At 64.4% G+C, this 21,710-nt stretch carries 24 protein-coding genes, 3 tRNA genes, 1 other RNA gene and 1 riboswitch; of the genes, 10 read left to right on the forward strand and 18 right to left on the reverse strand.

Annotation, left to right across the window (positions count from 1 at the left end):
• Positions 1 to 9: 9 nt before the first annotated feature.
• Both orn and AC3ENJ_RS02930 read left to right on the forward strand, forming a co-directional pair.
• A complete protein-coding gene (gene orn / locus AC3ENJ_RS02925) occupies positions 10 to 636 on the forward strand; it encodes an oligoribonuclease (protein ID WP_431813009.1) in 627 nt (208 codons plus the stop codon).
• Between the two features lie 105 nt (positions 637 to 741).
• Positions 742 to 814 (forward strand) — tRNA-His (locus tag AC3ENJ_RS02930).
• A 213-nt stretch (positions 815 to 1,027) separates the two neighbouring features.
• On the opposite strand, the gene AC3ENJ_RS02935 is transcribed toward AC3ENJ_RS02930, so the two are convergent.
• Positions 1,028 to 2,212, reverse strand: a complete 1,185-nt coding sequence (locus tag AC3ENJ_RS02935; RefSeq protein WP_190782340.1) for a zinc-dependent alcohol dehydrogenase — start codon at positions 2,210 to 2,212, stop codon at positions 1,028 to 1,030.
• Positions 2,213 to 2,323: 111 nt separating this feature from the next.
• Between AC3ENJ_RS02935 and AC3ENJ_RS02940 the strand changes: the two genes are divergently transcribed.
• Positions 2,324 to 3,262, forward strand: a complete 939-nt coding sequence (locus AC3ENJ_RS02940; RefSeq protein ID WP_431813010.1) for an SDR family NAD(P)-dependent oxidoreductase — start codon at positions 2,324 to 2,326, stop codon at positions 3,260 to 3,262.
• 69 nt (positions 3,263 to 3,331) lie between these two features.
• On the opposite strand, the gene AC3ENJ_RS02945 is transcribed toward AC3ENJ_RS02940, so the two are convergent.
• From AC3ENJ_RS02945 to AC3ENJ_RS02985, 9 genes are all read right to left on the reverse strand, one after another.
• Positions 3,332 to 3,703 (reverse strand): DMT family transporter, encoded by a 372-nt coding sequence (locus tag AC3ENJ_RS02945; RefSeq protein ID WP_190782342.1) that lies wholly within the window; start codon positions 3,701 to 3,703, stop codon positions 3,332 to 3,334.
• The gene (locus AC3ENJ_RS02950; protein ID WP_431813011.1) at positions 3,704 to 4,018 is read right to left on the reverse strand and encodes a DMT family transporter; all 315 of its coding nucleotides are present in this window, start codon (positions 4,016 to 4,018) and stop codon (positions 3,704 to 3,706) included. It abuts the gene before it with no gap.
• A 12-nt stretch (positions 4,019 to 4,030) separates the two neighbouring features.
• Positions 4,031 to 4,097: riboswitch (guanidine-III (ykkC-III) riboswitch) on the reverse strand.
• 62 nt (positions 4,098 to 4,159) lie between these two features.
• The gene (locus tag AC3ENJ_RS02955; protein ID WP_431813012.1) at positions 4,160 to 4,852 is read right to left on the reverse strand and encodes an APC family permease; all 693 of its coding nucleotides are present in this window, start codon (positions 4,850 to 4,852) and stop codon (positions 4,160 to 4,162) included.
• A 108-nt stretch (positions 4,853 to 4,960) separates the two neighbouring features.
• Positions 4,961 to 5,866, reverse strand: coding sequence for an SDR family oxidoreductase (locus AC3ENJ_RS02960; RefSeq protein ID WP_190782345.1), 906 nt, complete (start codon positions 5,864 to 5,866; stop codon positions 4,961 to 4,963).
• 40 nt (positions 5,867 to 5,906) lie between these two features.
• Positions 5,907 to 6,557, reverse strand: coding sequence for a response regulator transcription factor (locus tag AC3ENJ_RS02965; protein WP_431813013.1), 651 nt, complete (start codon positions 6,555 to 6,557; stop codon positions 5,907 to 5,909).
• 34 nt (positions 6,558 to 6,591) lie between these two features.
• Positions 6,592 to 7,419 carry a glycosyltransferase family 2 protein gene (locus AC3ENJ_RS02970; protein WP_431813014.1) on the reverse strand — a complete coding sequence of 276 codons (828 nt, stop codon included), beginning with the start codon at positions 7,417 to 7,419 and terminating at the stop codon, positions 6,592 to 6,594.
• On the reverse strand, positions 7,404 to 8,420 hold the full coding sequence (locus tag AC3ENJ_RS02975) for a glycosyltransferase (protein WP_431813015.1): 1,017 nt from the start codon (positions 8,418 to 8,420) through the stop codon (positions 7,404 to 7,406). Before AC3ENJ_RS02975 ends, AC3ENJ_RS02970 begins: the two co-directional genes overlap by 16 nt.
• Positions 8,417 to 9,478: a glycosyltransferase family 4 protein gene (locus AC3ENJ_RS02980; RefSeq protein ID WP_431813016.1), complete on the reverse strand. Its 1,062-nt coding sequence runs from the start codon at positions 9,476 to 9,478 to the stop codon at positions 8,417 to 8,419. The genes AC3ENJ_RS02975 and AC3ENJ_RS02980 overlap by 4 nt, the downstream gene beginning before the upstream one ends.
• Entirely contained in the window at positions 9,475 to 10,464 is a 990-nt protein-coding gene (locus AC3ENJ_RS02985; protein ID WP_431813017.1) for a hypothetical protein, read from the reverse strand. The genes AC3ENJ_RS02980 and AC3ENJ_RS02985 overlap by 4 nt, the downstream gene beginning before the upstream one ends.
• A gap of 286 nt (positions 10,465 to 10,750) precedes the next feature.
• Here AC3ENJ_RS02985 and def point away from each other — a divergent pair, with 286 nt between their 5' ends.
• Entirely contained in the window at positions 10,751 to 11,320 is a 570-nt protein-coding gene (gene def / locus AC3ENJ_RS02990) for a peptide deformylase (protein WP_431813018.1), read from the forward strand.
• Positions 11,321 to 11,434: 114 nt separating this feature from the next.
• Here def and AC3ENJ_RS02995 read toward each other — a convergent pair whose 3' ends face one another.
• From AC3ENJ_RS02995 to AC3ENJ_RS03010, 4 genes are all read right to left on the reverse strand, one after another.
• Positions 11,435 to 12,217 (reverse strand): YaaA family protein, encoded by a 783-nt coding sequence (locus tag AC3ENJ_RS02995; RefSeq protein ID WP_431813019.1) that lies wholly within the window; start codon positions 12,215 to 12,217, stop codon positions 11,435 to 11,437.
• Between the two features lie 13 nt (positions 12,218 to 12,230).
• Positions 12,231 to 12,605, reverse strand: an RNA gene (rnpB, locus tag AC3ENJ_RS03000) — RNase P RNA component class A.
• A 39-nt stretch (positions 12,606 to 12,644) separates the two neighbouring features.
• Positions 12,645 to 13,373 (reverse strand): zinc ribbon domain-containing protein, encoded by a 729-nt coding sequence (locus tag AC3ENJ_RS03005; protein ID WP_431813020.1) that lies wholly within the window; start codon positions 13,371 to 13,373, stop codon positions 12,645 to 12,647.
• A complete protein-coding gene (locus AC3ENJ_RS03010; protein ID WP_431813021.1) occupies positions 13,370 to 14,293 on the reverse strand; it encodes a Nif3-like dinuclear metal center hexameric protein in 924 nt (307 codons plus the stop codon). Before AC3ENJ_RS03010 ends, AC3ENJ_RS03005 begins: the two co-directional genes overlap by 4 nt.
• A 70-nt stretch (positions 14,294 to 14,363) precedes the next feature.
• Between AC3ENJ_RS03010 and msrA the strand changes: the two genes are divergently transcribed.
• The 3 genes from msrA to epsC all read left to right on the forward strand — a co-directional run bounded on the left by msrA (position 14,364) and on the right by epsC (position 16,736).
• Entirely contained in the window at positions 14,364 to 14,903 is a 540-nt protein-coding gene (gene msrA, locus AC3ENJ_RS03015) for a peptide-methionine (S)-S-oxide reductase MsrA (RefSeq protein WP_190782354.1), read from the forward strand.
• A gap of 73 nt (positions 14,904 to 14,976) precedes the next feature.
• Positions 14,977 to 15,912 (forward strand): cysteine synthase A, encoded by a 936-nt coding sequence (gene cysK / locus AC3ENJ_RS03020; RefSeq protein ID WP_190782355.1) that lies wholly within the window; start codon positions 14,977 to 14,979, stop codon positions 15,910 to 15,912.
• 239 nt (positions 15,913 to 16,151) lie between these two features.
• Positions 16,152 to 16,736 carry a serine O-acetyltransferase EpsC gene (gene epsC / locus AC3ENJ_RS03025; RefSeq protein ID WP_190807647.1) on the forward strand — a complete coding sequence of 195 codons (585 nt, stop codon included), beginning with the start codon at positions 16,152 to 16,154 and terminating at the stop codon, positions 16,734 to 16,736.
• A 94-nt stretch (positions 16,737 to 16,830) separates the two neighbouring features.
• Here epsC and gnd read toward each other — a convergent pair whose 3' ends face one another.
• Positions 16,831 to 18,288: an NADP-dependent phosphogluconate dehydrogenase gene (gene gnd, locus AC3ENJ_RS03030; protein WP_431813022.1), complete on the reverse strand. Its 1,458-nt coding sequence runs from the start codon at positions 18,286 to 18,288 to the stop codon at positions 16,831 to 16,833.
• Between the two features lie 109 nt (positions 18,289 to 18,397).
• Positions 18,398 to 18,468: transfer RNA gene (locus AC3ENJ_RS03035), tRNA-OTHER, on the reverse strand.
• A 249-nt stretch (positions 18,469 to 18,717) separates the two neighbouring features.
• Between AC3ENJ_RS03035 and AC3ENJ_RS03040 the strand changes: the two genes are divergently transcribed.
• The 3 genes from AC3ENJ_RS03040 to AC3ENJ_RS03050 all read left to right on the forward strand — a co-directional run bounded on the left by AC3ENJ_RS03040 (position 18,718) and on the right by AC3ENJ_RS03050 (position 20,398).
• Positions 18,718 to 18,793, forward strand: a tRNA-Val gene (locus tag AC3ENJ_RS03040).
• A 133-nt stretch (positions 18,794 to 18,926) separates the two neighbouring features.
• A complete protein-coding gene (locus AC3ENJ_RS03045) occupies positions 18,927 to 19,604 on the forward strand; it encodes a YoaK family protein (protein ID WP_431813023.1) in 678 nt (225 codons plus the stop codon).
• Positions 19,605 to 19,732: 128 nt separating this feature from the next.
• Positions 19,733 to 20,398, forward strand: coding sequence for a histidine phosphatase family protein (locus tag AC3ENJ_RS03050; RefSeq protein ID WP_431813024.1), 666 nt, complete (start codon positions 19,733 to 19,735; stop codon positions 20,396 to 20,398).
• 23 nt (positions 20,399 to 20,421) lie between these two features.
• On the opposite strand, the gene AC3ENJ_RS03055 is transcribed toward AC3ENJ_RS03050, so the two are convergent.
• Both AC3ENJ_RS03055 and nrdR read right to left on the reverse strand, forming a co-directional pair.
• Positions 20,422 to 20,994, reverse strand: a complete 573-nt coding sequence (locus AC3ENJ_RS03055; RefSeq protein WP_431813025.1) for a hypothetical protein — start codon at positions 20,992 to 20,994, stop codon at positions 20,422 to 20,424.
• 60 nt (positions 20,995 to 21,054) lie between these two features.
• Complete coding sequence (gene nrdR / locus AC3ENJ_RS03060) at positions 21,055 to 21,708, reverse strand: transcriptional regulator NrdR (RefSeq protein ID WP_190807652.1); 654 nt, start codon at positions 21,706 to 21,708, stop codon at positions 21,055 to 21,057.
• Positions 21,709 to 21,710 lie beyond the last annotated feature (2 nt).

The following is a 21,710-nucleotide window of genomic DNA, read 5'->3' on the forward strand; positions in this document are numbered from 1 at the left end:
TTAGAGGACGTGTCTATTTCTAATCAGAGAATCGTGTGGATCGACTGCGAGATGACAGGGCTGTCCCTGTCCGACGACGCCTTGATCGAGGTGGCAGCGCTCGTGACGGACGATGACCTGAACGTCCTGGGCAACGGAGTGGACGTTGTCATTAAACCCTCCGATGCCGCGCTGGAGCAGATGAATGATTTCGTGCGGAACATGCACGTGACGTCCGGGTTGTTGCCCGAGCTGCCCCAGGGTCTGGGGATGGAAGAGGCCGAGGCCCAGGTCCTCGAGTACATCAAGGAATGGGTTCCCGAGCCCCGCAAGGCCCCCCTGGGCGGTAATTCCGTGGGAACGGACAAGACCTTCCTGACACGCGACATGCCCAACCTGGTGGACCACCTGCATTATCGCGTGATCGATGTGTCCACCATTAAGGAGCTCGCGCGCCGCTGGTTCCCCCGCGCCTACTTCCAGGCACCGGAAAAGACCGGCAACCACCGAGCCCTGGGCGACATCGAAGATTCCATTGACGAACTGCGCTACTACCGGCGGATCCTGTTCGCCGCAGAGCCCGGCCCCAGCTCCGACGACGCCCGCAAGGTCGCAGCGTTAATCAACGCTTCCCGCACGCGATCCGGAAACTCCTGACCCCCCTCCGCGGTACCGCGTGCCCGATGCGGAGTTAACGCAAACTTTGCGCTATAGTGGTCGTCGTTGCCCGCGCAGGTGTTCCACCTCGTGACGGGTTACATGGTGGGCGTAGCTCAGTTGGCAGAGCGCCTGGTTGTGGTCCAGGAGGTCGCGGGTTCAACCCCCGTCGTTCACCCCGAATCAACGAGGCCCCCGTGCTAGATCAGTCATGTGATCCGGCAGGGGGCCTCATTTTTTGTGCGCAGTGTTCAGACAACGCCGCAGAACTGCTCGCGCCCCGGACGACGCCCCGCGGTATGTCACCTCCGGCATGATGAAGGGCGGCCACTACGGAGTGACTGTTCGCCATCCAGCCCGTACCGGCCGCCCCCGGGGGAACCAACTTCGATTACGGCTTGAGCACCACCTTGATGCAGCCGTCACTCTTCTCCTGGAACATCTTGTAGGCCTCGGGCGCATCCTCCAGGGACACGTGGTGGGTCGCAAAAGTTTCCAGGCCCAGGGTGTCATCGGGTTCGGAGGCAATGGCCAGCAGGTCATCGGTCCAATGCTTCACGTGGCACTGGCCCATGCGCATGGTGATGCCCTTGTCGAACATGGTCATCATGGGCATGGGGTCCGCCATGCCTCCGTACACGCCCGACAACGACACGGTGCCGCCCCGTCGCACCGCATTGATCGCGGTGTGCAGAACTTCGAGCCGGTCGATACCGACATTCTCAATTGCCGCACGACCCAGCGGCTTGGGCAGTCTGGCGACACCGGCAACGATCTTCTCCGAGATCGGGTTACCGTGCGCTTCCATCCCCACGGCATCGACGACGCCGTCCGGTCCCCTGCCGTCCGTCATCTCCTGCAGCGTGGCGGCAACGTCCTTGACGGTGCGCCGATCCACTGTTTCCACACCCCATGACTTGGCCAGTTCGAGGCGCTCATCCACGAGATCCACGCCAATGATGCGATCAACGCCCATCTGCTTGGCGGAGCGAACGGCCATTTGCCCCACCGGCCCCAGGCCCATGACGGCCAGGGTGTCACCCGGGCCGACATTAGCCCATTTCACGCCCTGCCAGGCGGTGGGGAGGATGTCGCTGAGGTAGAGAAAGCGCTCGTCGGAGTGGGTTTCGGGAAGTTTGACCGGCCCGAAATCGGCGTGCGGTACGCGCACCATCTCGGCCTGACCACCCGGAACGGAACCGTAGAGTGACGAGAACCCGAACAGCATGGAGCCCATGTTCTTGGACTTCACCTGAGTGGTCTCACACTGCGCATACAGCCCGCGATCGCACATCCAGCAGGAACCGCAGCCAATGGTGAAGGGAACCACCACTCGATCTCCCGGCTTGAGGTTGGTGACCTGCTCCCCCACCTCCTCCACGATGCCCATGAACTCGTGACCGAGTACGTCACCGGGTGACATGTACGGACCCAACACTCCGTAGAGATGCAGGTCCGAGCCGCAAATTGCCGTGGACGTGACCCGCACAATCGCATCCTTGGGATGCTCGATGACGGGATCAGGTACTGATTCAACTCGGACGTCGCCGAGTCCTTGCCATGTGAGTGCACGCATAACCATCAGTTAACTGATGAAAGGACCGCATTGCAATCACCGCGCGGTAATTCACGGCGATTCTCGGGAAATCGTCCGGTCGACCCGGCCACCCTCCCGTAAACTGGACGGATGGTAAGCACGCTGAAGATTGCACTGGTACCCGGCGGGTCACGGGGGCTTGGCCTCCTGGTCAGCCGCGAACTCCTGAATCGGGGCTACGCCGTAGCCATTGCCGCTCGTGATCACGATGAGCTCACGCGCGCGAAGGAGCGGCTGTCATCCCACGGAACCGTCAAGGACTACGTCTGCGACGTTCGCGATGCGGACGCCGTGAAGCGCCTGGTTCACCAGATGGAGCAGGACCTGGGTCCCGTGGAGGTCCTCATCACCGTTGCCGGCATTATTCAGACCGGCCCGCTCGAAGCGGTCACCGAGGAACACTTCAAAGACGCCATCGACACCATGACGTACGGCCCCATTCACTGTGCGTTGTCGGTGTTGCCCGGCATGCGGCAGCGACGCTCCGGTCACATCGGGACCGTCGCCTCAGTGGGTGGGCTGGTCTCTCCTCCCCATCTCCTCCCCTACGCCACCGCCAAGTTCGGCGCAGTGGGTTTCAGCGAGGGACTCGCTGTGGCCCTGTCCGGTTCCGGAGTCACCGCCACCACCATTGCTCCCGGCCTCATGCGCACCGGTTCCCATGAGAGGGCCTTCTTCACGGGTCAGTCGGCCAAGGAGTACGCGTGGTTCGCTCCGGCGGCGTCCTTGCCCGTACTTTCCATGAACGCGGACCGCGCGGCCCGGATCATCGTGGACGGCGTGTTGGCGGGCAAACCCACCGTGCTGGTCGGCTGGTTGCCCAAGGTCGCCCAGCGGGTCCACGGCCTTGCGCCCGGCCTGACCACCCGCGCCATGGGATTGGCCAACCGACTACTTCCCGGGGCACGCCCGGATCAGTCCGGGCTCCGCGAGGGCAGGGAGGCCGCCTCGGCTCTGAATTCCAAGGTCGTGAAGGTGCTCACCGTCCTGGGATCCAAGGCCGCACGCAAGAACAACGAACGCGGATGATGCCCGCATCCAAGCGTTGAAGAACCCGGTGCCTTCCGGATTCGACGAGGCACCGGGTTCACGGATGGGTCAGCCAGTTTCCGGGGGGCCAATCCCATCTGCGGTATCAAGGGCCTTACCAGGTTGACTGGGGACCAGTTTGAGGCCGACCACCGCCGCGATAATGCCCGAGATGAAAATGATCTTCCCGACCGAGACGCTTTCTGTTCCGGTGGCCATGGCGTAGATCACCGTGAGGGCTGCCCCTACGCCGGTCCACACTGCGTAGGCGGTACCAATGGGAATATGCTTGGCGGCCCAGCCGAGTCCCGCCATGCTCATGGCGAGTCCGGCGAAGAACACGAGGGTGGGGGTGAGCTCACTCAAACCGCTGGATTCACCGAGGGCGGTTGCCCAGACGGCCTCGAACACGGCGCTGATCAAAAGCACGATCCATGGCATTCAGCTCACCACCTTCAGGCCGATCACGGAGCTGACGAGTAGCACGAGCAAGAGCACCCGCGCGAAGGTGGGACGCTCATAGCCCCTCACGAAGCCCCACAGCACGGTGAGCGTTGCGCCAATCCCCACCCACACCGCGTAGGCGGTGCCGGTGGGAAGTGAGGTCATGGCCCACGCGAGACCGGTCATGCTCAGGGTGAGACTCACCAGGAAAATGAGGGTGGGAATTTTACGTTTGAATCCGTGCGACGCTCCCAGAGCCGCCGCCCAGACGGCCTCGAGCGTGCCGGACAAAATGAGTATGAACCACGCCATGACGTGCATCTTTCTGAGTCAGTCTTGTCGTGGTGCGGGTACTGCTCCCTCGTCCGCGAGCCCCGAAGGCGGGCTCCGCTGCTCAAAGTAGCAAACGAGGACAGCATTTTCGACCCGTCCTCACCGTCTCGTGAGTCACCGTCACCCCTTTGCCCGTGAATGCCTCCGGCGCACCAGGACGACTCGATACAGCACCCCCACGGCCACCACGACGATTGACCCGACTATGGACCCGATCGGCAGCGTTACCACGAGCACCAGGCACAGCAGCGCGCCCAGCGCGGCAGCAGCCGCTCCGATGCGGACGACGACGCCCGTCCACTCCCAGCCTCCGGCCGCGGCGACGTCCGCGAGCGGCGTCGTCGTAGCAGCAAGACGACCGGCGCCCAGGGTCGAGAGAGCGGCCACCGCGATGACCCCGTAGACCGCGAGAGCGCCGAACAGTGCAATCAGAATTGCTCGCGGAATGGTGCGGGACAGGGAGCGCACTTCCTCTCCCATGGTCGCGCTCCGGGCGTAGCCGGCAAAGGCGAAGAACAAGAGGCCCGCGGACTGGAGAATCCCGCAGAACCCGGCGGGGGCGACGGTGCCGGTCAAACGGGACGCATCTGCCCGGCCGGAGGCCGGGTACCGCACAGCGAGTTGCGCGGATGACGTGGCATTGCAATAGGCGACCACCGCGGCAATGGCCAGACCGATCAGCAGTCCCGGCCCGGCCGCCGTCGCTGCGGGCGCGAAGGCTGCGAAACCCCCCGCCCCGATCATGGACCCGAGGCCGATGGCCACGGCATCCCCGAGGCCCAGCTTGCGCTGCAGGTCACCGGTGGTGGTCATCGGTGTGGTCACTCCAGACGTGAAAAGGCGATCACGGCCGCCCAGGAAAGGTGACCGTGATCGCACGATATGACCCGAAAGTGACCGCCGGATGAACACCGGCCCGGATCAGAACACCGGCTTACCTCCGGTGACACCGATAACGGTGCCGGACACGTAGGAGGCCTCCGCCGGGCTGGCGAGGAACACGAAGGCACCGGCCATCTCGGAGGGCTGACCCGCGCGCCCCAGGGCGGTGTCGCCGCCGAAAGCGGGCATCGACTCGCCGGCCTTGGTGGCGGGCTGCAACGGGGTCCAGATCGGACCGGGCGCCACCGCATTGACACGAATACCCTTCTCACCGACCTCACTGGCCAGGTTGACCGTGAAGTTGTTGATCGCTGCCTTGGTGGAGGCGTAATCGATCAAGTTCTCGGACGGGTCGTAGGCCTGAATCGAGCTCACGTTGATGATGCTCGAACCGTCCTTCAAATACTTCAGCGCCTGCTGGGACACCCAGAACAGGGCGTACAGGTTGGTCTTGAAGACACGGTCCATTTCCTCGGTCTTCAGACCCTGCAGACCGCCGTCGCGGCGGGCCCACTGGAATCCGGCGTTGTTGACCAGAACGTCCAAACCACCCAGCTGAGATGCGGCATCATCCACGACACCGCGAGCGGCCTGTTCGTCCCGGAGATCTGCGGGGAGAAGCACAGCCTGACGACCGGCCTTCTCGATCCACTGCTTGGTGTCCTCGGCGTCGGACTGTTCCTCCGCCAGATAATTGATGGCCACGTCCGCGCCCTCACGCGCGAAGGCAATGGCCACGGCGCGGCCGATGCCCGAATCTCCACCGGTGACCAAGGCCTTCAGGCCTTCGAGGCGGCCTCGCCCGACCCAGCTCTGCTCACCGTGGTCCGGAACGGGATTCATGTCCGTGGTCAGCCCCGGAGGGGCCTGTTCCTGAGTGGGGAACCCGCCCTCCTCTCCGGCGAGTTCACGAGCGGCTTTGTCTGCGGCAAATTGATCAGTCATATGACTAGTCTGCCGCGCCCACCGGAGTGGTTCTACCACCTCAGGGGGTGCATTCCGTTGTGGTGGCTTTGGGCTGCATCCCGTTCTGCACGCCCCACAGCACCGCTTGACTGCGCCGCTCCACACCCATTTTTCGGTACGCGGAACGGATGTAGGACTTGACGGAGTTGATGCTCAGGTAGCACGTGCGGGCGATCTCATCGTTGGTCGCACCCTGAGTGATCAGGGCGACAACTTCCGCTTCGCGCGGGGACAACCCGGCGCCGCGGCCGGGCCAATCCGCAATTTCAATATTTTCTGGCACCGGTTTCGGCTCGACCACGCGTTCGCCCTCGTGGATCCGGATCAGCGCATCGGCGAGTTCACGGGCGCCGAGTTCCTTGGACAAGTAGCCGTCGATACCGAGGTCGAGTGCTTGCTGCACCTGCGCTTCGGACACGTGCCACGTGTAGACGACCAGTTTCCGGTTGCGTTCATCCTCGAGAAGCCGCACCACGTCGTGCTCACCGCGGCCACGAGCGGCAAAGGCATCATAGAGCACCAGGTCCACGACATGACTAGGATTCTCCCCCGATGCCCGTTCCACGACCTTGAGTCGGTCAACGTTCTCGAGCATCCGTGCGATGCCTTGCGTCACCACCGGGTAGTCATTGACAAGGGCTAACGAAATCGGAGCATGCAGTTCGGTCACACCGTTGACTTTAGTGGCAGCTGATCCCTAAGTGCTATCGAGGGCGGGCCGAGGCGCGCCACTGCCCTCCCTCTCGCGTCAGGTGCCCGGACCCGAGCATGTGCTGCAACCAGCCTTCCATGGGGTCGAACCCCCATTTGCCGCGGAAGATGTTGGCATTGCGCGCTATCGATGCGGCGTGCTGCACCGGGGGCGTGACGGTGGGGTGGTACTGATGGTAGGCGCAGGCCAGCCCGCTCCACCACATGCTCCCTCCGGCCGCGGCGAGCCGCTGCCCGAAATCCGTGTCCTCTCCCCCGTAGCCCACGTAGGACTCGTCGAACCCGCCAACTCGGTTCCAGGTCCCGACCGTGGCGGCAATGTTGAGGGACCACAGCATGTGGGGATCCGCCTCCGCCAGGGCTGAACCCTGAGGTATCACTCGCGCATCGTGATCCCGACCGAGCTCGGCCACTCGCTGGGGGGTGTATTCGTGCTCGCCCATGCCCTCGGGCAGGTATTTGACACGGCCACTGATCACGGCCGTTTCGGATCGGGTCTTGAGCAGCGCTCGTTCGTAATCGCCGATCAGATGTTGATCGGGCAGACAATCCACGTCCAGCAGGACCACGGCATCGGCGCCCAGCTCGCCGGCTGCGGCCACCCCGGCGTTTCGCGCCGCGGCCAGCGGTAGTTCCCGGGTGGGTTCCATACTGATGACGACGCCGCGCCCGTTCCCGGCCACCAGATCCGCGATCTCGGGGTCACCCATGCTGACCACCACGTGGACGTGCGGCTGCGGGTCCATTGCGGACACCCAAGCGAGCTGTCTGCGTAGGTGCGCGTGGCGGCCGCTGACAATGGTGATCAAAGCGATCCGCACGTCATCACCCCACTGTCGAGACGCGCAATGGCCTGCGCGGCGCGGCGTGCACCGTCTCCGTGGCGCCACCGGGACCATCCGGAGTTGCCGCGGGCCAGCGCAGTGCGCAACAGCGTGGGCCACTGCGCCGCCTCCGGCCAATCTTCGAGAGCGGTGCACACTTCCGCGTTCTTGAGTGCTCGGACGGTCGCGTGTTGTTCGTCGAAGGGCCGGGGCTGAGCAATCACCACCGCGGGCCGGGCCGCCGCAGACAGTTCGGCCACCGCGTTGTTACCACCGTGGGTCACCACCACGTCCGCGTCCCGCAACTCAGCCCACAGATCGGGCGAGGGGTTTCCGGGTGCGCGAACGGTCCACTCCCACTCGGGGCTCGCCAGCCGGGCTCGGTCAATGTCCTGTTCCGTCACCTCGGTGCCTCCCCCGCCCCAGACAACCAGAACCTTGCGGGGCGAACTCGGCCCGGCGGCGTCGGCGGCACGCCCCGCCGACGTGGTCGCGAGGTGGTCGAAACGCGAGATGGCTCCGGTGAACACTGTTTTGTCGGTCCACGCGCGTGGCCAGTACTCCTCCGCCGTTTCCGCGGTCCACGGCGCGACGATGAGGGAGGCGGCGTCGTAAGCGTCACGGTGCGTGCGATCCGTGCGGTTCCCCCGCATGGCCATGACCACGGTACGAACCCCCAGGAGCCGAGCCAGAAGTGTCACCTCCGCGGAGGTGTCCGTGACCATGACGGACACATCCGACCCCAGCCGCTCGGCCATCAGACGCATGCGTTCGCGGTACCCCGCGTGATCGAGGGGCGCCCAGTGCAGCACACCGTTGGCCGTAGGATCCACCGGTGACCGGGGAACATCCATGGGCAACACGCACCAGTCACCGGGCCAACCCTGCGGCGCCTCCAATGAACTGAACCCCGCCACGGGCACGCTCAGCTCCCGCGCAATGCCCAGCGCTCGGGTGCGATGACCCAGCCCCTGATGATGGATGTAGTAGCCGATCACTGCCCGACCAGCTCCCGGTAGTAGTCCACGTACCGATCAACGGTGGCGTCCAGTGAACAGTGGGCGCGTGCATGCTCACGCACCGCGCAACGATCCAGGGCGAGCACTCCGTCCAAGGCGCGCGCGGCGGTGGCGACCGTGCGTTCGTCGGTGGCCTCGGGAAGAATCGACAACCCGCCCGGGGGACGCACCACTTCCGCCAAACCACCGCGCGCAATTGCCAGTACCGGGGTACCGCACGCCATGCTCTCCGCGGCGACCAGACCGTAGGGTTCCTCCCATTGCGGCGTCACCAGGCACGCGGCACTGTGGGAGACCAGCTGATGCAGCTCATCGGGTTCCAAGTGACCCGCGTAGGTGATGTCCTCCGACAGCAACGGCTTCAAGTGGGTTTCGAAGTACTCGTGGCTGGACAGGGGCCCGGCGATGCGCAGTTTCCGTCCCGCTTCACGGGCAATCCGCGCGGCGATGTGGGGAGCCTTTTCGGGCACGATCCTGCCGGACCACACCAGCGAGTCCCCTCCGGGGCCCAGCGACCAACGATCAAGGTCCACGCCGTTCGGAATCACCCGCGCATCCGTCACATCGCGCCACATGTGCGCGATCGACGAGCTCACGGCCGCGGTCCGTACCGAGGGACTCAGTCGCAGCGCCGGCTCCATCCACGGTGTATTGGGCGTGTGCAACGTGGTCAGGAGGGGCTGCTGGAGTGAGTGGGCCATGGCGATCGGCAGGTAGTGCAGGGAATTGTTGTGCACCACATCGATGTCATCACGCTCAGCCAAGGCCGTCATGACCTGCAGATAGGAAATGGTCTCGCGCACTTGGCCCTCCGGCGGCATCGAGACGTCGCCGCGCGCCTGCTCACTGAGGGAGACCGGTTTGACGGCCAGTTCCTCGGCCCCCAGTTCCGGATCACTTCCGGGCGCGGCGAAAACCACCACGTCGATCCCGCGTTCCCGAAGCCCCTTGGCCAGGTACCAGGTGAACGATTCAAGGCCACCCGCGAAGGGAACCGCAATGGGGAAGCGGTCATGGGCCAACAAAGCAATTTTCACGATGACCTCCCCGCCGTTGCCGCGTGATAGATCCGCGAGTGTTCTCGCGCGATGTTCTGCCGTTGTCGAGTACGTTCCGAGCGCGTGGTTCGCCACGGCGGTAAGGAGGCTAACCCGTCGAGTGCGGCCGCAATCTGCTCTGCGTCCGGTTGCCCGTGGTCATCCCAATCAAATTTCAGAACCCCCGGATGCTGCTGGTGATAAAACCCTACCGACGGGGCCAGCACGCGCGTGCCCAGATCGTAGCAAGCTTCGAGCCACCCGGAATGAGTACCGAACCGGTACGCGAGGACGGACAGATCCACGCCCATGAGGTAATCCCACAGCTGGTCGTCCGTGTAGAAATCGTGGACGTGGATGCGCACGTCCTCCCGATCACGCGCGTGGTCCAGAAGGTCGCACACTTCGTGGTTGTGGTGTGGCATTCCTGGGGTGAGCACGTCCGGGTGGACGTCGATGAGCAGATTCATGTCACGGTCACGGATCTCGGCCAGCAGGGTCCGCAGGACGGGCAGCGGATTCATGTTGGTGCGCATACTCTTCAGGTGCAATCCGACCGTAACGGTCGTGTGCCGCGGACGCGGGCGGTCCAGTATCTCCAGCGGCACCACGTGCGGGTGCGGAACCACGGTGGCGTCGCGGCCCCAGCGGCGCTTGATCTGCTGCGCCGCCCCCGTCGTGAGCGTGATGAGTTGATCCGCCGCGGGGATCAAGACATTCAGTGCGGCGTCCTGGATCGAAGGATCCGTCTGATGCGGGTTGCGCAGGTCATGAACCGTGTAGACAAGCGGTTTGCCGTTGGCGTGGAGGGCGGCAACGATGCGTTGGAGTTCCGCCGGCGGCACGGCGTCGAAGCCGAAATGCAAATGAAAAACGTCGAATTCGTGGGCGTGGTCATTGACCCACTCCACATTCAACATGACCAGGGGCCACCAGGGCGCGCCGGGAACCGATCGTTCCGGGGTTGGATCGGGCAGGCGGTACACAGTGCCAGGGTTTTCTGGGTCCGTCAGGTGTTGGATATACACGTGGCCGTGCGGTGCTGACGCGACCCTCACTCGGGCATGCCCCCTTCAATTCAGTACATTCGGTGTTGTGATCCATCGGTCAGTTCATCCCGCACCGTGAATCTGGCGCCACACCCCTCAGGGGGAGGATATGCAGCAGGCTTAATATTAGCGGTGCCCACGACGCACCCGCGACATCACGTGTCACGCGCTATATTGGCCTGCGGATCATCAGCCCCGACAGCACCGTGTGAGGAACCACAACATGGCCATTCGCCCCATCGTCATTACCGGGAACCCGGTGCTGCACCGTCCCGCAGCGAAGGTCTCCGAATTCAACGACGAGCTGCGCGCGCTGATTACGGACATGTACGAGACCATGGACGAGGCCCACGGGGTGGGGCTCGCGGCACCTCAGATCGGGGTGGGGTTGCGCATCTTCACCTACGCTTTCGACAACGATGACGACGTCGCTGCGCGCGGTGTGATCGTCAACCCGGTACTGACCGCGGGCAAGATTTCCCAAGTGGCCCCGGATCCGGATGAGGAATCCGAGGGCTGCCTCTCGGTTCCCGGCTACTCGTGGCCGCTCAAGCGTGCCGAGTGGATCCGCATAGCGGGTCAGGACGAGAACGGCGACCCCTTCGCCTTCGAAGCTAATGGCTGGTTCGCCCGGGTCATGCAGCACGAGTACGACCATCTGGACGGCAAGCTCTACGTGGACCGGCTCAACACCAAGTGGGGCAAGAAGGCCAAGAAGGCCATCAAGCAGGAACAGTGGTCCGACGACTCGACCTGGCTGCCGGGCGAGGACGAAGACCCGTTCGGACACTGACATCCGACCAGCACGGTGCCGGCCGGTCAGTCACCCATGGCCCGTTTGGCGCGGGCCCGCGCACCGTTGCGGACGCGGGCGGGCGCAGTGTCGAGTGAGCGCGTCCCGTGGGCTTCACCGGGTGGGCGGGTCCAGGACGACGGTGAGTGTTCCGGCTTTGCGCGCCGTGGGCTCGGTGAGCTCGACCGTCCAGCGCTGAGCGAGGGCGTCACGGACGGCCTCGACGGTCTCGAGATTTCCGTGCGCGGCCACATGTTCACACAAGAACCGCGCCACCAGACCCCGGGTGTGTTTTGCGTTGTGGGAGACCACTGAGCGCTTCCCGGCCTCGTTGAGCTGTTCGACTCGCACGGCGACGGTTCGAATGGCCGGCGGCTTCCACGCGGCGACGTATGCGGCCGAACGGCAATCCACCACCACCCGGCCGGCTGCCGCCTGATCCAACACCGGGAACAAGCGGGGTTTCCACCACGTGGTGAGCTTTCCGTGCCGGGGCAGATCCGTTCCCATTGACAATCGGTAGGCGGGAATGCGATCGCCGGGCCGCACGGCGCCCCACAGGGCGGAGATCACCACGAGTGAACGATCCGCCACCGCGCGGGCCGCGTCGGAGAGCGAGGCCGCGTCCAGGGCGTCGTACAGCACTCCGGAGTAGACGGACAGCGCCGGGCCGGACGGCGCAGTGAGAAGCTCACGGTTGCGAGCGACGTCCTCCGCCAAGGACTGCCCCACACCCAGCACCGCGAGCGCGTTCTCCTGGGCGCTCACGTGCGCCAGTGTGGCGACCAAATGCTCCCGGTCCTCGGTCAGTTCCGGGAAGCTGAGTGCGCCTCGGGCAACCGGGGCGCCGGAGACGGGAGCGGTCTTGGACTCGGACGGGGGCAGCAGAATCAGCACCCCAGAAGTCTAGGGGACAGGCGGGCCTATGAGCCGGGTTCTGTGCCGCGGCCGGTTACCCGAACCGCGGTGGTGACCATCCATCTAGGCCGCGCGTTGCCGCACGGCTCAAGCAGCCTACCCGGGCACTCGGACGAGCAGCCCTCGAACGCGCCCTGCATGGCCTTGCTCCGGATGGGGTTTACCGAGCCGCGCCGGTCACCCGGCACGCTGGTGGTCTCTTACACCACCTTTTCACCCTGACCCGCGCGAGGCGGGCGGTTTATTTTCTGTGGCACTTTCCTGCGGGTTTCCCCGAGTGGGCGTTACCCACCATCCAGCTCTGTGGAGCCCGGACTTTCCTCGAGACGCGCCTTGCGGTGCGCCGCGCGGTCACCCGGCCCGCCTGTCCAGCGTCGATCCTACCGCGCCGAACGCCGCGGTCTTCTCAGCGGACCAGAAGTGCGGAGCATTCGATGCACGTGGGAATGGTTCCGGCGGGAGCATTGCGGATCGACTGCGCGTCCCCCGGGCTCATGTGCGTGCCGCACGCCCCGCACGTTTCGCGCTCGAAACGGGCGACGGCGATCCGCCCGCCCCCGCGGGCGTTGCGCAATGAGTCGTAGCGCGCGACGAGGCTCTCGTGGCCCACCGCGCTCACCCGTTCGGGTCGTTGCGCCGTGAGCTCCCCGTGGCGTTCCTTCAACTCGGCCAACGCCTGATCCCGCTCGGTCACGGCATCTCGGGCCTGGGCGTCTGCCGCGCGCAACAGTGGAAGTTTCTGTTCTCGGTCCGCCGCCACCGCTTCGGCGTGCTCCATGGCCTGGTACTGGGCGTCCTCCGCTTCGCCACGCTGCGTGGTGAGCGTATCGATCTCGTGTTGGATCCCCATGAGATCTTTGGCCGTACCACCGTGGTTGAGCCGCTCGGTGTCCCGGTCGATCTTGACCTGAATCTCCCGCACCGTGGTTTCCGCGGCGTCGACGGCGTTCGCGGCCTCCCTGCCCCGGGCATCCAGCTGCTTGGCCGCCTCGATGGCCTGGGCGCGGCGGGCCAACAGTGCTCTCACGTGCGCGGATTCCCGCAGGGACTTGGCTTTGACCATGATGGCGTGCAGTTCGGAGTCCACGGCTTGGAGGTCCAGGAGCGCGGTCAAGGCGGCCTGCTGTTCGGTCATGAGCTCTCTCCCGTGATGTGGTGCGGCGTTGGATCGGAGTTGGGTGACGCCACCCGGAAATCCCACGGGTCGGTGCGCACATCACTCACGGATATCTCAACGTCGAATCCCCGGGCCGCCAGCGCTCGCTGCAGGTCCTCGGCGCCCCACGGAAGCCACAGGGCCTCGCTTGCGGCGTGCGCGGCGTCGATCAGCGCAGGAGTGCCATCGCCCCCGGGCCCCAGGGCGTGCTCGCGTGCTTCGGAGGCGAGGTGGTGGCGCAGGTCCGCGGTGATGTACACGTCCGCACCCGTGGCGCGGACCCGGTCGAACAATGAATCGCCGGCACCACCGCACACGGCAACGGTGGTGATCATCCGATCCGGGTCCCCCGCGATGCGCAGTCCCTGCGCGGTGCCGGGCAGGTTCGTGGTCAGTCGTTGGGCCAGTTCTCGCAGGCTCACGCTGCGGGGCAGGGCGCCCACGCGCCCCAGCCCCGCGTTTGGATAGGTGTCGTCAGGAACGAGCGGAACTGCGTCGTCGGGATTGACACCGGTGGCCGCAATCAAGGCGTCGGACACGCCCCGTCGAGCGGAGTCCGCGTTGGTGTGGCACGCGAGCAGGGCGCAGCGGTTCTCGATCAAGTCGTGAATCACTTGTCCCTTGAACCCGTCCGCCGCCACGGAGGTGGCACCCCGCAAGAGCAGCGGGTGGTGGGTGATCACCAGATCGGCCTGTCGTTGCAGCGCCTCGGCTATGACCGGGGCCACCGGATCCACCGCGACAAGGACGCGTCGCACCGGCTGATCAGGACGACCGGTGATCAACCCCGAGGCGTCCCAGTCCTCCTGGAGCCGGAACGGCCACAGGGAATCCGCGGCATCCACCACCTGTGCGAGTGTGGGCGTCGATCGGTGCTGTGCCTGGGCCTCGGACGTCATGTGACCATCCTAGGAGGGCAGAGCGCAGGCAGCTCGGGAATTGTGCGGCGATTTGCGTGTTATACGGACTATGAGTTCTTCCTCGACAGAAACCTTTGTGCTCGCCGGCGGTTGCTTCTGGTGCTTGGACGCGGTCTATCGCCGCGTTCGCGGCGTGCAAAACGTCCGCAGCGTGTACACCGGTGGTCAGACGGAACACCCTGATTACGAATCGGTGTGCTCGGGCACCACGGGCCACGCGGAAGCCGTGGTGGTCACATTCGACCCCGAGGTGGTTCCCGCGGAGGTGATCCTGGATCTGTTCTTCACCGGCCACGATCCCACCACGTTGAACCGGCAGGGCTACGACGTGGGCACGCAGTACCGCTCCGCCATGTTCCCCGCCAACGAGCAACAGCGGACACTCTTCGAGCAGGCAATCACAAAGGCGCAGCCGCTGTTCCAGGACCCGATCGTCACGACCATCGAAGAACCCCAGCCGCTGTGGGAGGCCGAAGATTTCCACCAGGATTTTTACGGGAACCAACCATTCAACGGTTACTGCCAAGTGATCATCAACCCCAAGTTGGCCAAGGTCCGCAAAGATTACGCTGTGTGGCTAACCCACTGAGCTGCCACCGGCACCGGCGCTAGGCTGAAAAATAGTTTTGTTCCGACACGAATCCACGACAGGAGAAACATCCATGGGCAAGATTTATGACAACATCACGGACATCGTGGGCGGCACTCCCCTGGTCCGCTTGAACAACTTGGACAAGGACCTTCCCGGCAACGTTGCCGTCAAGCTCGAGTTCTACAACCCGGCCAACTCGGTCAAGGACCGGATCGGCAAGGCCATCATCGACGCCGCAGAGGCCTCCGGTGAGCTCAAGCCCGGCGGCACCGTGGTGGAGGGCACCTCCGGTAATACCGGTATCGCCCTGGCCATGGTGGGTGCGGCCCGCGGTTACAAGGTCATCCTGACCATGCCCGAGACCATGTCCACCGAGCGTCGTGTGATGCTGCGGGCCTTCGGCGCGGAAATCGTTCTCACCCCGGGCGCGGATGGCATGCGTGGTGCGGTGGACAAGGCCCAGGAAATCGTGGACACCACCGAGAACGCCGTGCTGGCCCGTCAGTTCGCCAACCCCGCCAACGTGGATGTCCACTACAACACCACCGGCCCGGAGATCTGGGAAGACACCAACGGTGAAATCGACGTCTTCGTGGCCGGAATCGGCACCGGGGGCACCATTTCCGGTGCCGGCAAGTACCTGCGCGAGCAGAAGCAGGACATCCGCATGGTTGTCGTGGAACCCTCGGATTCCCCGCTGCTGACCGAGGGCAAGGCCGGTCCCCACAAGATCCAGGGGCTCGGAGCGAACTTCATTCCCGAGATCCTCGATCGCGAGATCTACGACGACGTGTACGACGTCACCGTGGAAGATTCCGTGACCACCGCCCGTGAACTGGGATCGCGAGAGGGTATCTTGGGCGGCATCTCTTCCGGGGCCATCGTGTGGGCCGCGCTCCAGGAAGCCGCAAAGGAAGAGAACCGCGACAAGCTGATCGTGGCGATCGTGTGCGACTTCGGCGAGCGCTACATCTCCACCATCCTCTACGAAGACATCCGCGGCTGATTCGCCCTCGCAGCGAATGAGTTGACAGCACACGCGCGGCGAGCGGCCCATGGGGCGCCGCCGCGCGCGTGATTTAAAGGCCATTGCTGCCCGGCCCCGTGGCTTCACGAGGAGGCACTGGGCGCGGGACTAGCATGAAGGTTCGATAGCGTTGGCACAGACGGCACCACCGGTGTCGGCCGACATCCCGAGATCATTGGGCCCCCGGACACGGGGCGGAGCAGAAGAGGTACTGACACGTGAGCTTTTGGCGCAGACTCAAGGAGGATCTCCAAACCGCCCGCGTCCATGATCCAGCCGCTCGCTCCAACATCGAGATTGCGCTGAATTATTCGGGCCTTCACGCCATTTGGGCGCACCGGCTCTCACACAAGCTGTGGCAGGACCCCAATAAACGCCTATTGGCCCGCACGGTGTCCCAGGCTGCCCGGTGGGCCACCGGAGTGGAAATCCACCCCGGCGCCACCATTGGTCGGCGTTTTTTCATTGATCACGGGATGGGTGTGGTGATCGGGGAAACCGCTGAAATCGGCGAAGACGTCATGATTTATCACGGCGTGACCCTGGGCGGCCGTTCCCTGGAACCGGTCAAGCGTCACCCCACCGTGGGCGACCGTGTCACCATCGGCGCCGGCGCCAAGATCCTTGGCCCCCTGGTGATCGGATCGGATTCCGCCGTGGGCGCCAATGCCGTGGTCGTCAAGGACGTCCCGGAGGACTCCATTGTGACGGGTATTCCCGGCAAGATCCGGCAGCGCACGCCCGAGAAGCAGGAGCCCTTGGTGGACCCGGCCACCTACATCGATCCCGCCATGTGGATCTGATGCGGTGAGACTTTTCTGAGAATCACGACGCCGCGGGCCGCCTTTCGCACGAAAGGCGGCCCGCGGCGTCGTGATCGGCTCTATTGCGCACGAATCAGGAGACGACCTCCGAGCGGTCGCCGCTCCACAGGATGTGGAACGAGCTGTCCGGATCATCCACACGCTTGTAGGTGTGCGCGCCGAAGTAGTCGCGCAGGCCCTGGGTCAGGGCGGCATTCAACCGGGGGCGCCGCAGGGCGTCGTAGTAGGCCAACGCCGACGAGAATACCGGGGCCGGAATGCCGCGTTCCACGGCGCGGGCCACCACCCGGCGCCATGCGGGCAACGCATCCTCCATGGCCGCGACGAACTCGGGGGCGAACAGCAGGTTCAGCGGATCCTTGTCCCCCGCGTAGGCCTCCATGATCACGTTGAGCAGCTCTGCTCGAATGATGCAGCCCTCGCGCCACAGGCTCGCAATGGTGGCCAGGTTGAGATCCCATCCGTATTCACGGCCGGCCATGGTGAGCATGTCCAGGCCCTGGGCGTAGGAGACCAACTTGGACGCGTAGAGCGCCTGACGGACGTCGTCCACGAACTCCGGGTCCTTGACCACGTCTTCGGTGGTGTCGCCAATGCCCGCGGGCAGGATGTCCTGGGCCTCACTGCGCATGTGCGGCTCGGACGAGGACAGCGCCCGAGCAAACACGGACTCGGCAATGGCCGTGACGGGTGACCCCAACTCGAGGGCTTCCTGAACGGTCCAACGCCCGGTGCCCTTCTGGCCGGCGGCGTCGGCGACGATATCGATGAACGGCTTGCCGGTCTTGGAATCCACCTGACGCAGAACGTGGGCGGTGATCTCGATCAGGTAGGACGACAGCTCGGTTTTGTTCCACTCGTCGAACACATCGGCCTGGTCGGCCGGTTCCAGGCCGGCGACCGAACGCAGCAGCTCGTGCGCTTCGCCGATCACCTGCATGTCCGCGTACTCGATGCCGTTGTGGACCATTTTCACAAAGTGTCCGGCACCGTCCGTGTCGATCCACGCGCAACAGGGCTTACCGTCGCTGGCCTTGGCGGAGATGTCCTCGAGCAAGGGGCCCAGGCTCTTGTAGGACTCCTCAGAACCGCCCGGCATGATGGACGGCCCGTTCAGGGCACCCTCCTCGCCGCCGGACACGCCGATTCCCACAAAGTGCAGACCCTGCTCCGCGCATTCCCGCTCGCGGCGGCGCGTGTCCTGGAAGTACGAGTTACCTCCGTCAATGATGATGTCGTCCTTGTCGAGCAACGGAGTGAGTTGTTCGATCACGGAGTCCACGGGAGCCCCCGCCTTGACCATGATCAGGATGCGCCGAGGCTTCTCCAAGGAGTCCACGAGTTCCTGCATGGTCTCGGTGCGAATGAAATCGCCTTCCGAACCGTGCTCCGCGAGCAGCGCATCGGTTTTACCCACCGAGCGGTTGTGAAGAGCCACGGTGTAGCCGTGACGAGCGAAGTTGCGGGCGAGGTTCGCGCCCATCACCGCGAGGCCGGTGACACCAATTTGAGCTTTCTTTTCTGCAGCCATGGCACCAGCCTACGCACCGAGGCGGTGCCTGAACGGGAATTGCCCTTTGTTCCCACGCTCACAGTTGGGCATGAGAAAAGCCCCGGACCAGCTTGGCCCGGAGCTTCAATGGTGGAGACCGACGGAATCGAACCGCCGTATCTGTCACGCCCGAAAGCGATCTAGCGCACCAGCGTCCCCTGGTTCGAAAGCACTGTCGCGTGCGTTCGTGTTTTCCACATTAACCCATGCATGCCATCAGATGCCAATCTCTGCACTGTCGAATAGCTCACAACGCCGTGAAGCAGCACACGAGAGGCGGATATATACGTGATCAACTACACACACCGAACGATCGGTCGCAATTGCCAGGAACTACCTAGGTGCAGGTAAGCTGTAGCCCAATCGGGTGCTGGCAGCTGGACCAGTTATGCCCACCCGATTGTAAAGGGGCCTTTAGCTCAGCTGGTAGAGCGCTACGTTTACACCGTAGATGTCATCGGTTCGATCCCGGTAGGGCCCACCACATGGTGGACATGGCCACCAGAGACTTGTCGGCACGGTCTCACCGCGGTCTCCCCTCGAGGGAGGCCGCTTTTTTCACGGGAAGCTCGCCTCACAAGAGCTCCTCTCGTCGACCATGGGAGGGACGGACGGCCATGGAAGAGTATCGCCTCGGAGAGCGAGCGCTGGCGTGGTATCTCTCCTCGATCACGGGGTTCATTGATGCTCTGGGGTTCCTCTATCTGGGCGGGTTCTTCCTGTCCTTCATGTCGGGCAACACCACCCGAATGACCGCCGCGGCCGTAGGGGGCAACTGGGATGTTGCGTGGCGAGCCGCCGGGGTCATGGCCTTGTTCCTCACGGGTGTGATGATCGGCTCCCTCATCAGTCGTGTGGCCCATCGTCGCCTTCCGCCCACCCGACCCAGGGAAGCCGTCCTCCTGTTCGTGTGTTTCACCGTCTCCGTGGCCTCGGTCTGGGTGGCCCTGGGACATGGTCTGCTCGCCGTGCTCAGTTTGTCGTTCACCGTGGGCGCCATGAACAGCATTTTCGAACGGGACGGTGAGGTATCCATTTCGCTCACGTACATGACCGGCACCCTGGTCAAGATGTCCCAGCGGTTCGTGGGCGCGTTCTTCGGGGGCAGTCACCGCGTATGGTTGCGGTACTTCATCCTGTGGCTCTCGCTGGTCATCGGGGCCCTCCTCGGAGGTCTGTGCTACGTCACCATCGGGATCAAGTCGGTATGGGTGGTGTCCGTCCTGGTGCTGCTGGGTACCGCAACGGCTTTGATCAACAGGCAACGACGACGCCGCCTGGGCCTGCCCGTCTAGCCATCCCCGGTACCTGCGGCCCCTTGCCGACCGCGGGCACCCGATTGTTCCCTGTGCTCACGAGTGCACTAGCGTGAGCCGAGGCACCCTGTGGTAGCTACTTCCCTGCGGAAAGGCGTGAGATTCTCATGCAGCTCATTCTCGTTCGACACGGCCAGACCAGTTCCAATGTGGGTCACCATTTGGATACCGCGGTTCCCGGAGCCGACCTCACGGATCTCGGGCGGGAACAGGCCGCAGCGCTCGTGGACACCCTGGGGCGTGAATCCGTCCGGAAGATATTCGTGTCTGATCTCGTGAGGACTCAGCAAACCGCCGCTCCCCTGGCCCGACACTTCGGGCTGGAGCCAGCCGTGCGTGCGGGTCTCCGAGAGATCTCCGCGGGTGAGTTGGAAATGGCCAACGACGACGAATCGATTCAAACCTATGTCCGCACCGCCGTGGGGTGGTCCGCTGGTAACTGGAACGTTCGAGTCCCGGGCTCGGAAGAAAATGGTCACGACGTGATTCGGCGCTTTGACGCGGTTGTCTCGGAAGCCTCCGACCACGCAGCGGCCGGTGAGGTCGCCATTCTTGTGTCGCACGGCGCCATCATTCGCGCCTGGACCGCGGCCCGGTGCGACAACGTGGACGTGGATTTCGTGGCGCACAATGCGCTTTCCAATACCGGTGCCGTGGTGATCGAGAGCGCCGGCGACCGCTGGGTGGTGACCCACTGGCAGGAACAGGCCCTGGGCGGCGCACCGTTCGAGGACCCCGCAACCGACGGCGCGGCAGCGGATCCCGTTCGCTGATGTCCCGGACCGGGGACGCCCGCCTACAAGTGTGTGTCGTCGATCCAGCGATTGAACTTCATGCGCAGCGCTCGATCCAGTCCAGCAAGGATGCCACCGATCTGCAGCGTGGTGTTCAACCAGGTGGGCAGTTGAAAGGTTGGCACAGAGATGTCAAAGATCCTGCCCAGGACATTCAAGATTTCCGGAACCTGTGTGAGCAGCGCCAACGTCAGGACGATCCACGAGCACAGGGAAATGATCCTGTCCGGCCCGGGGTAATCGGCTGCAAACCGCGCGCGCCGGTCCTCACCCGTGCCCGGGCTTGGACGAAATGACTCCGAGGTTCCCGCGTTGGCGTGGACGAGCCGGATGTACTGCATTCCGTAGAGCGACAACGCCGCTTCCACCGTGGCATTGCTGTCCACGGGGAGCTCGGCCGGAGACGTGCCTGCGGCCAGGAAATCACCGTCCCGATACAGCCGAATCCGCTCGGAGAAGTCGAAGAAGTCCACATCCGCTACCAAAAGTGCGCCCCGATACTCCAGCTCGAAGGTCGAACGCCAGAGCCAGTCCCACTTCTTGTACGGCGGAAGATGTTCCGGGTCCTTGGCCACACTGGTTCCCTTTCGCGCGGGTGACTTCTGCTGCCCAGAGTATGTGACGATGCACGCCGGCTACAGCAACCGCGGCTGCGTGGCCGTTTCCTGCTGCTTCCTCGCCGCGCGTTTGCGCCGCGGCTTGGGCTCATTCTCCCCCGCCTCGTTCTCGGACGCCGCCGCCCCGGTGACCTGCGCGGGTTTCCGGACCGTGCGGCGTCGTGCGGCGGGAGCGGTGTTGCGCCGAGAAGTATCCGGGACCAGAGTCTGCTGACCGGCCAACTCCGCCTGCTGATCCCGCAGCACGTCAATGGCGCGTTCGAAGTCTTCGAGGCCTTCGAACGCCTGATACACGGACGCGAACCGGAGGTAGGCCACAACATCCAGTCGCCGCAGCGGGGTGAGAATCGCAAGGCCCACATCGTGCGCGTCGATCTCGGCGGAGCCCGAGGCGCGCACCGACTCTTCGACCTCTTGGGCAAGCATCGCCAGGTCGTCCTCGCTCACGGGACGGCCCTGGCACGCCTTGCGCACGCCGTTGACAATGTTTTGGCGGTTGAACGGCTCGGTGACACCCGAGCGCTTAATCACCGAGATCGACGTGGTTTCCAGCGTGGAGAAGCGGCGCCCGCACTCCGTGCATTGGCGGCGTCGGCGGATCGCCGTGCCGTCGTCGGTGGTGCGGGAATCCACCACCTTGGAGTCATTGTGTCGACAGAACGGGCAATGCACGG

This window comes from Kocuria sp. cx-455 (genome assembly GCF_057707085.1).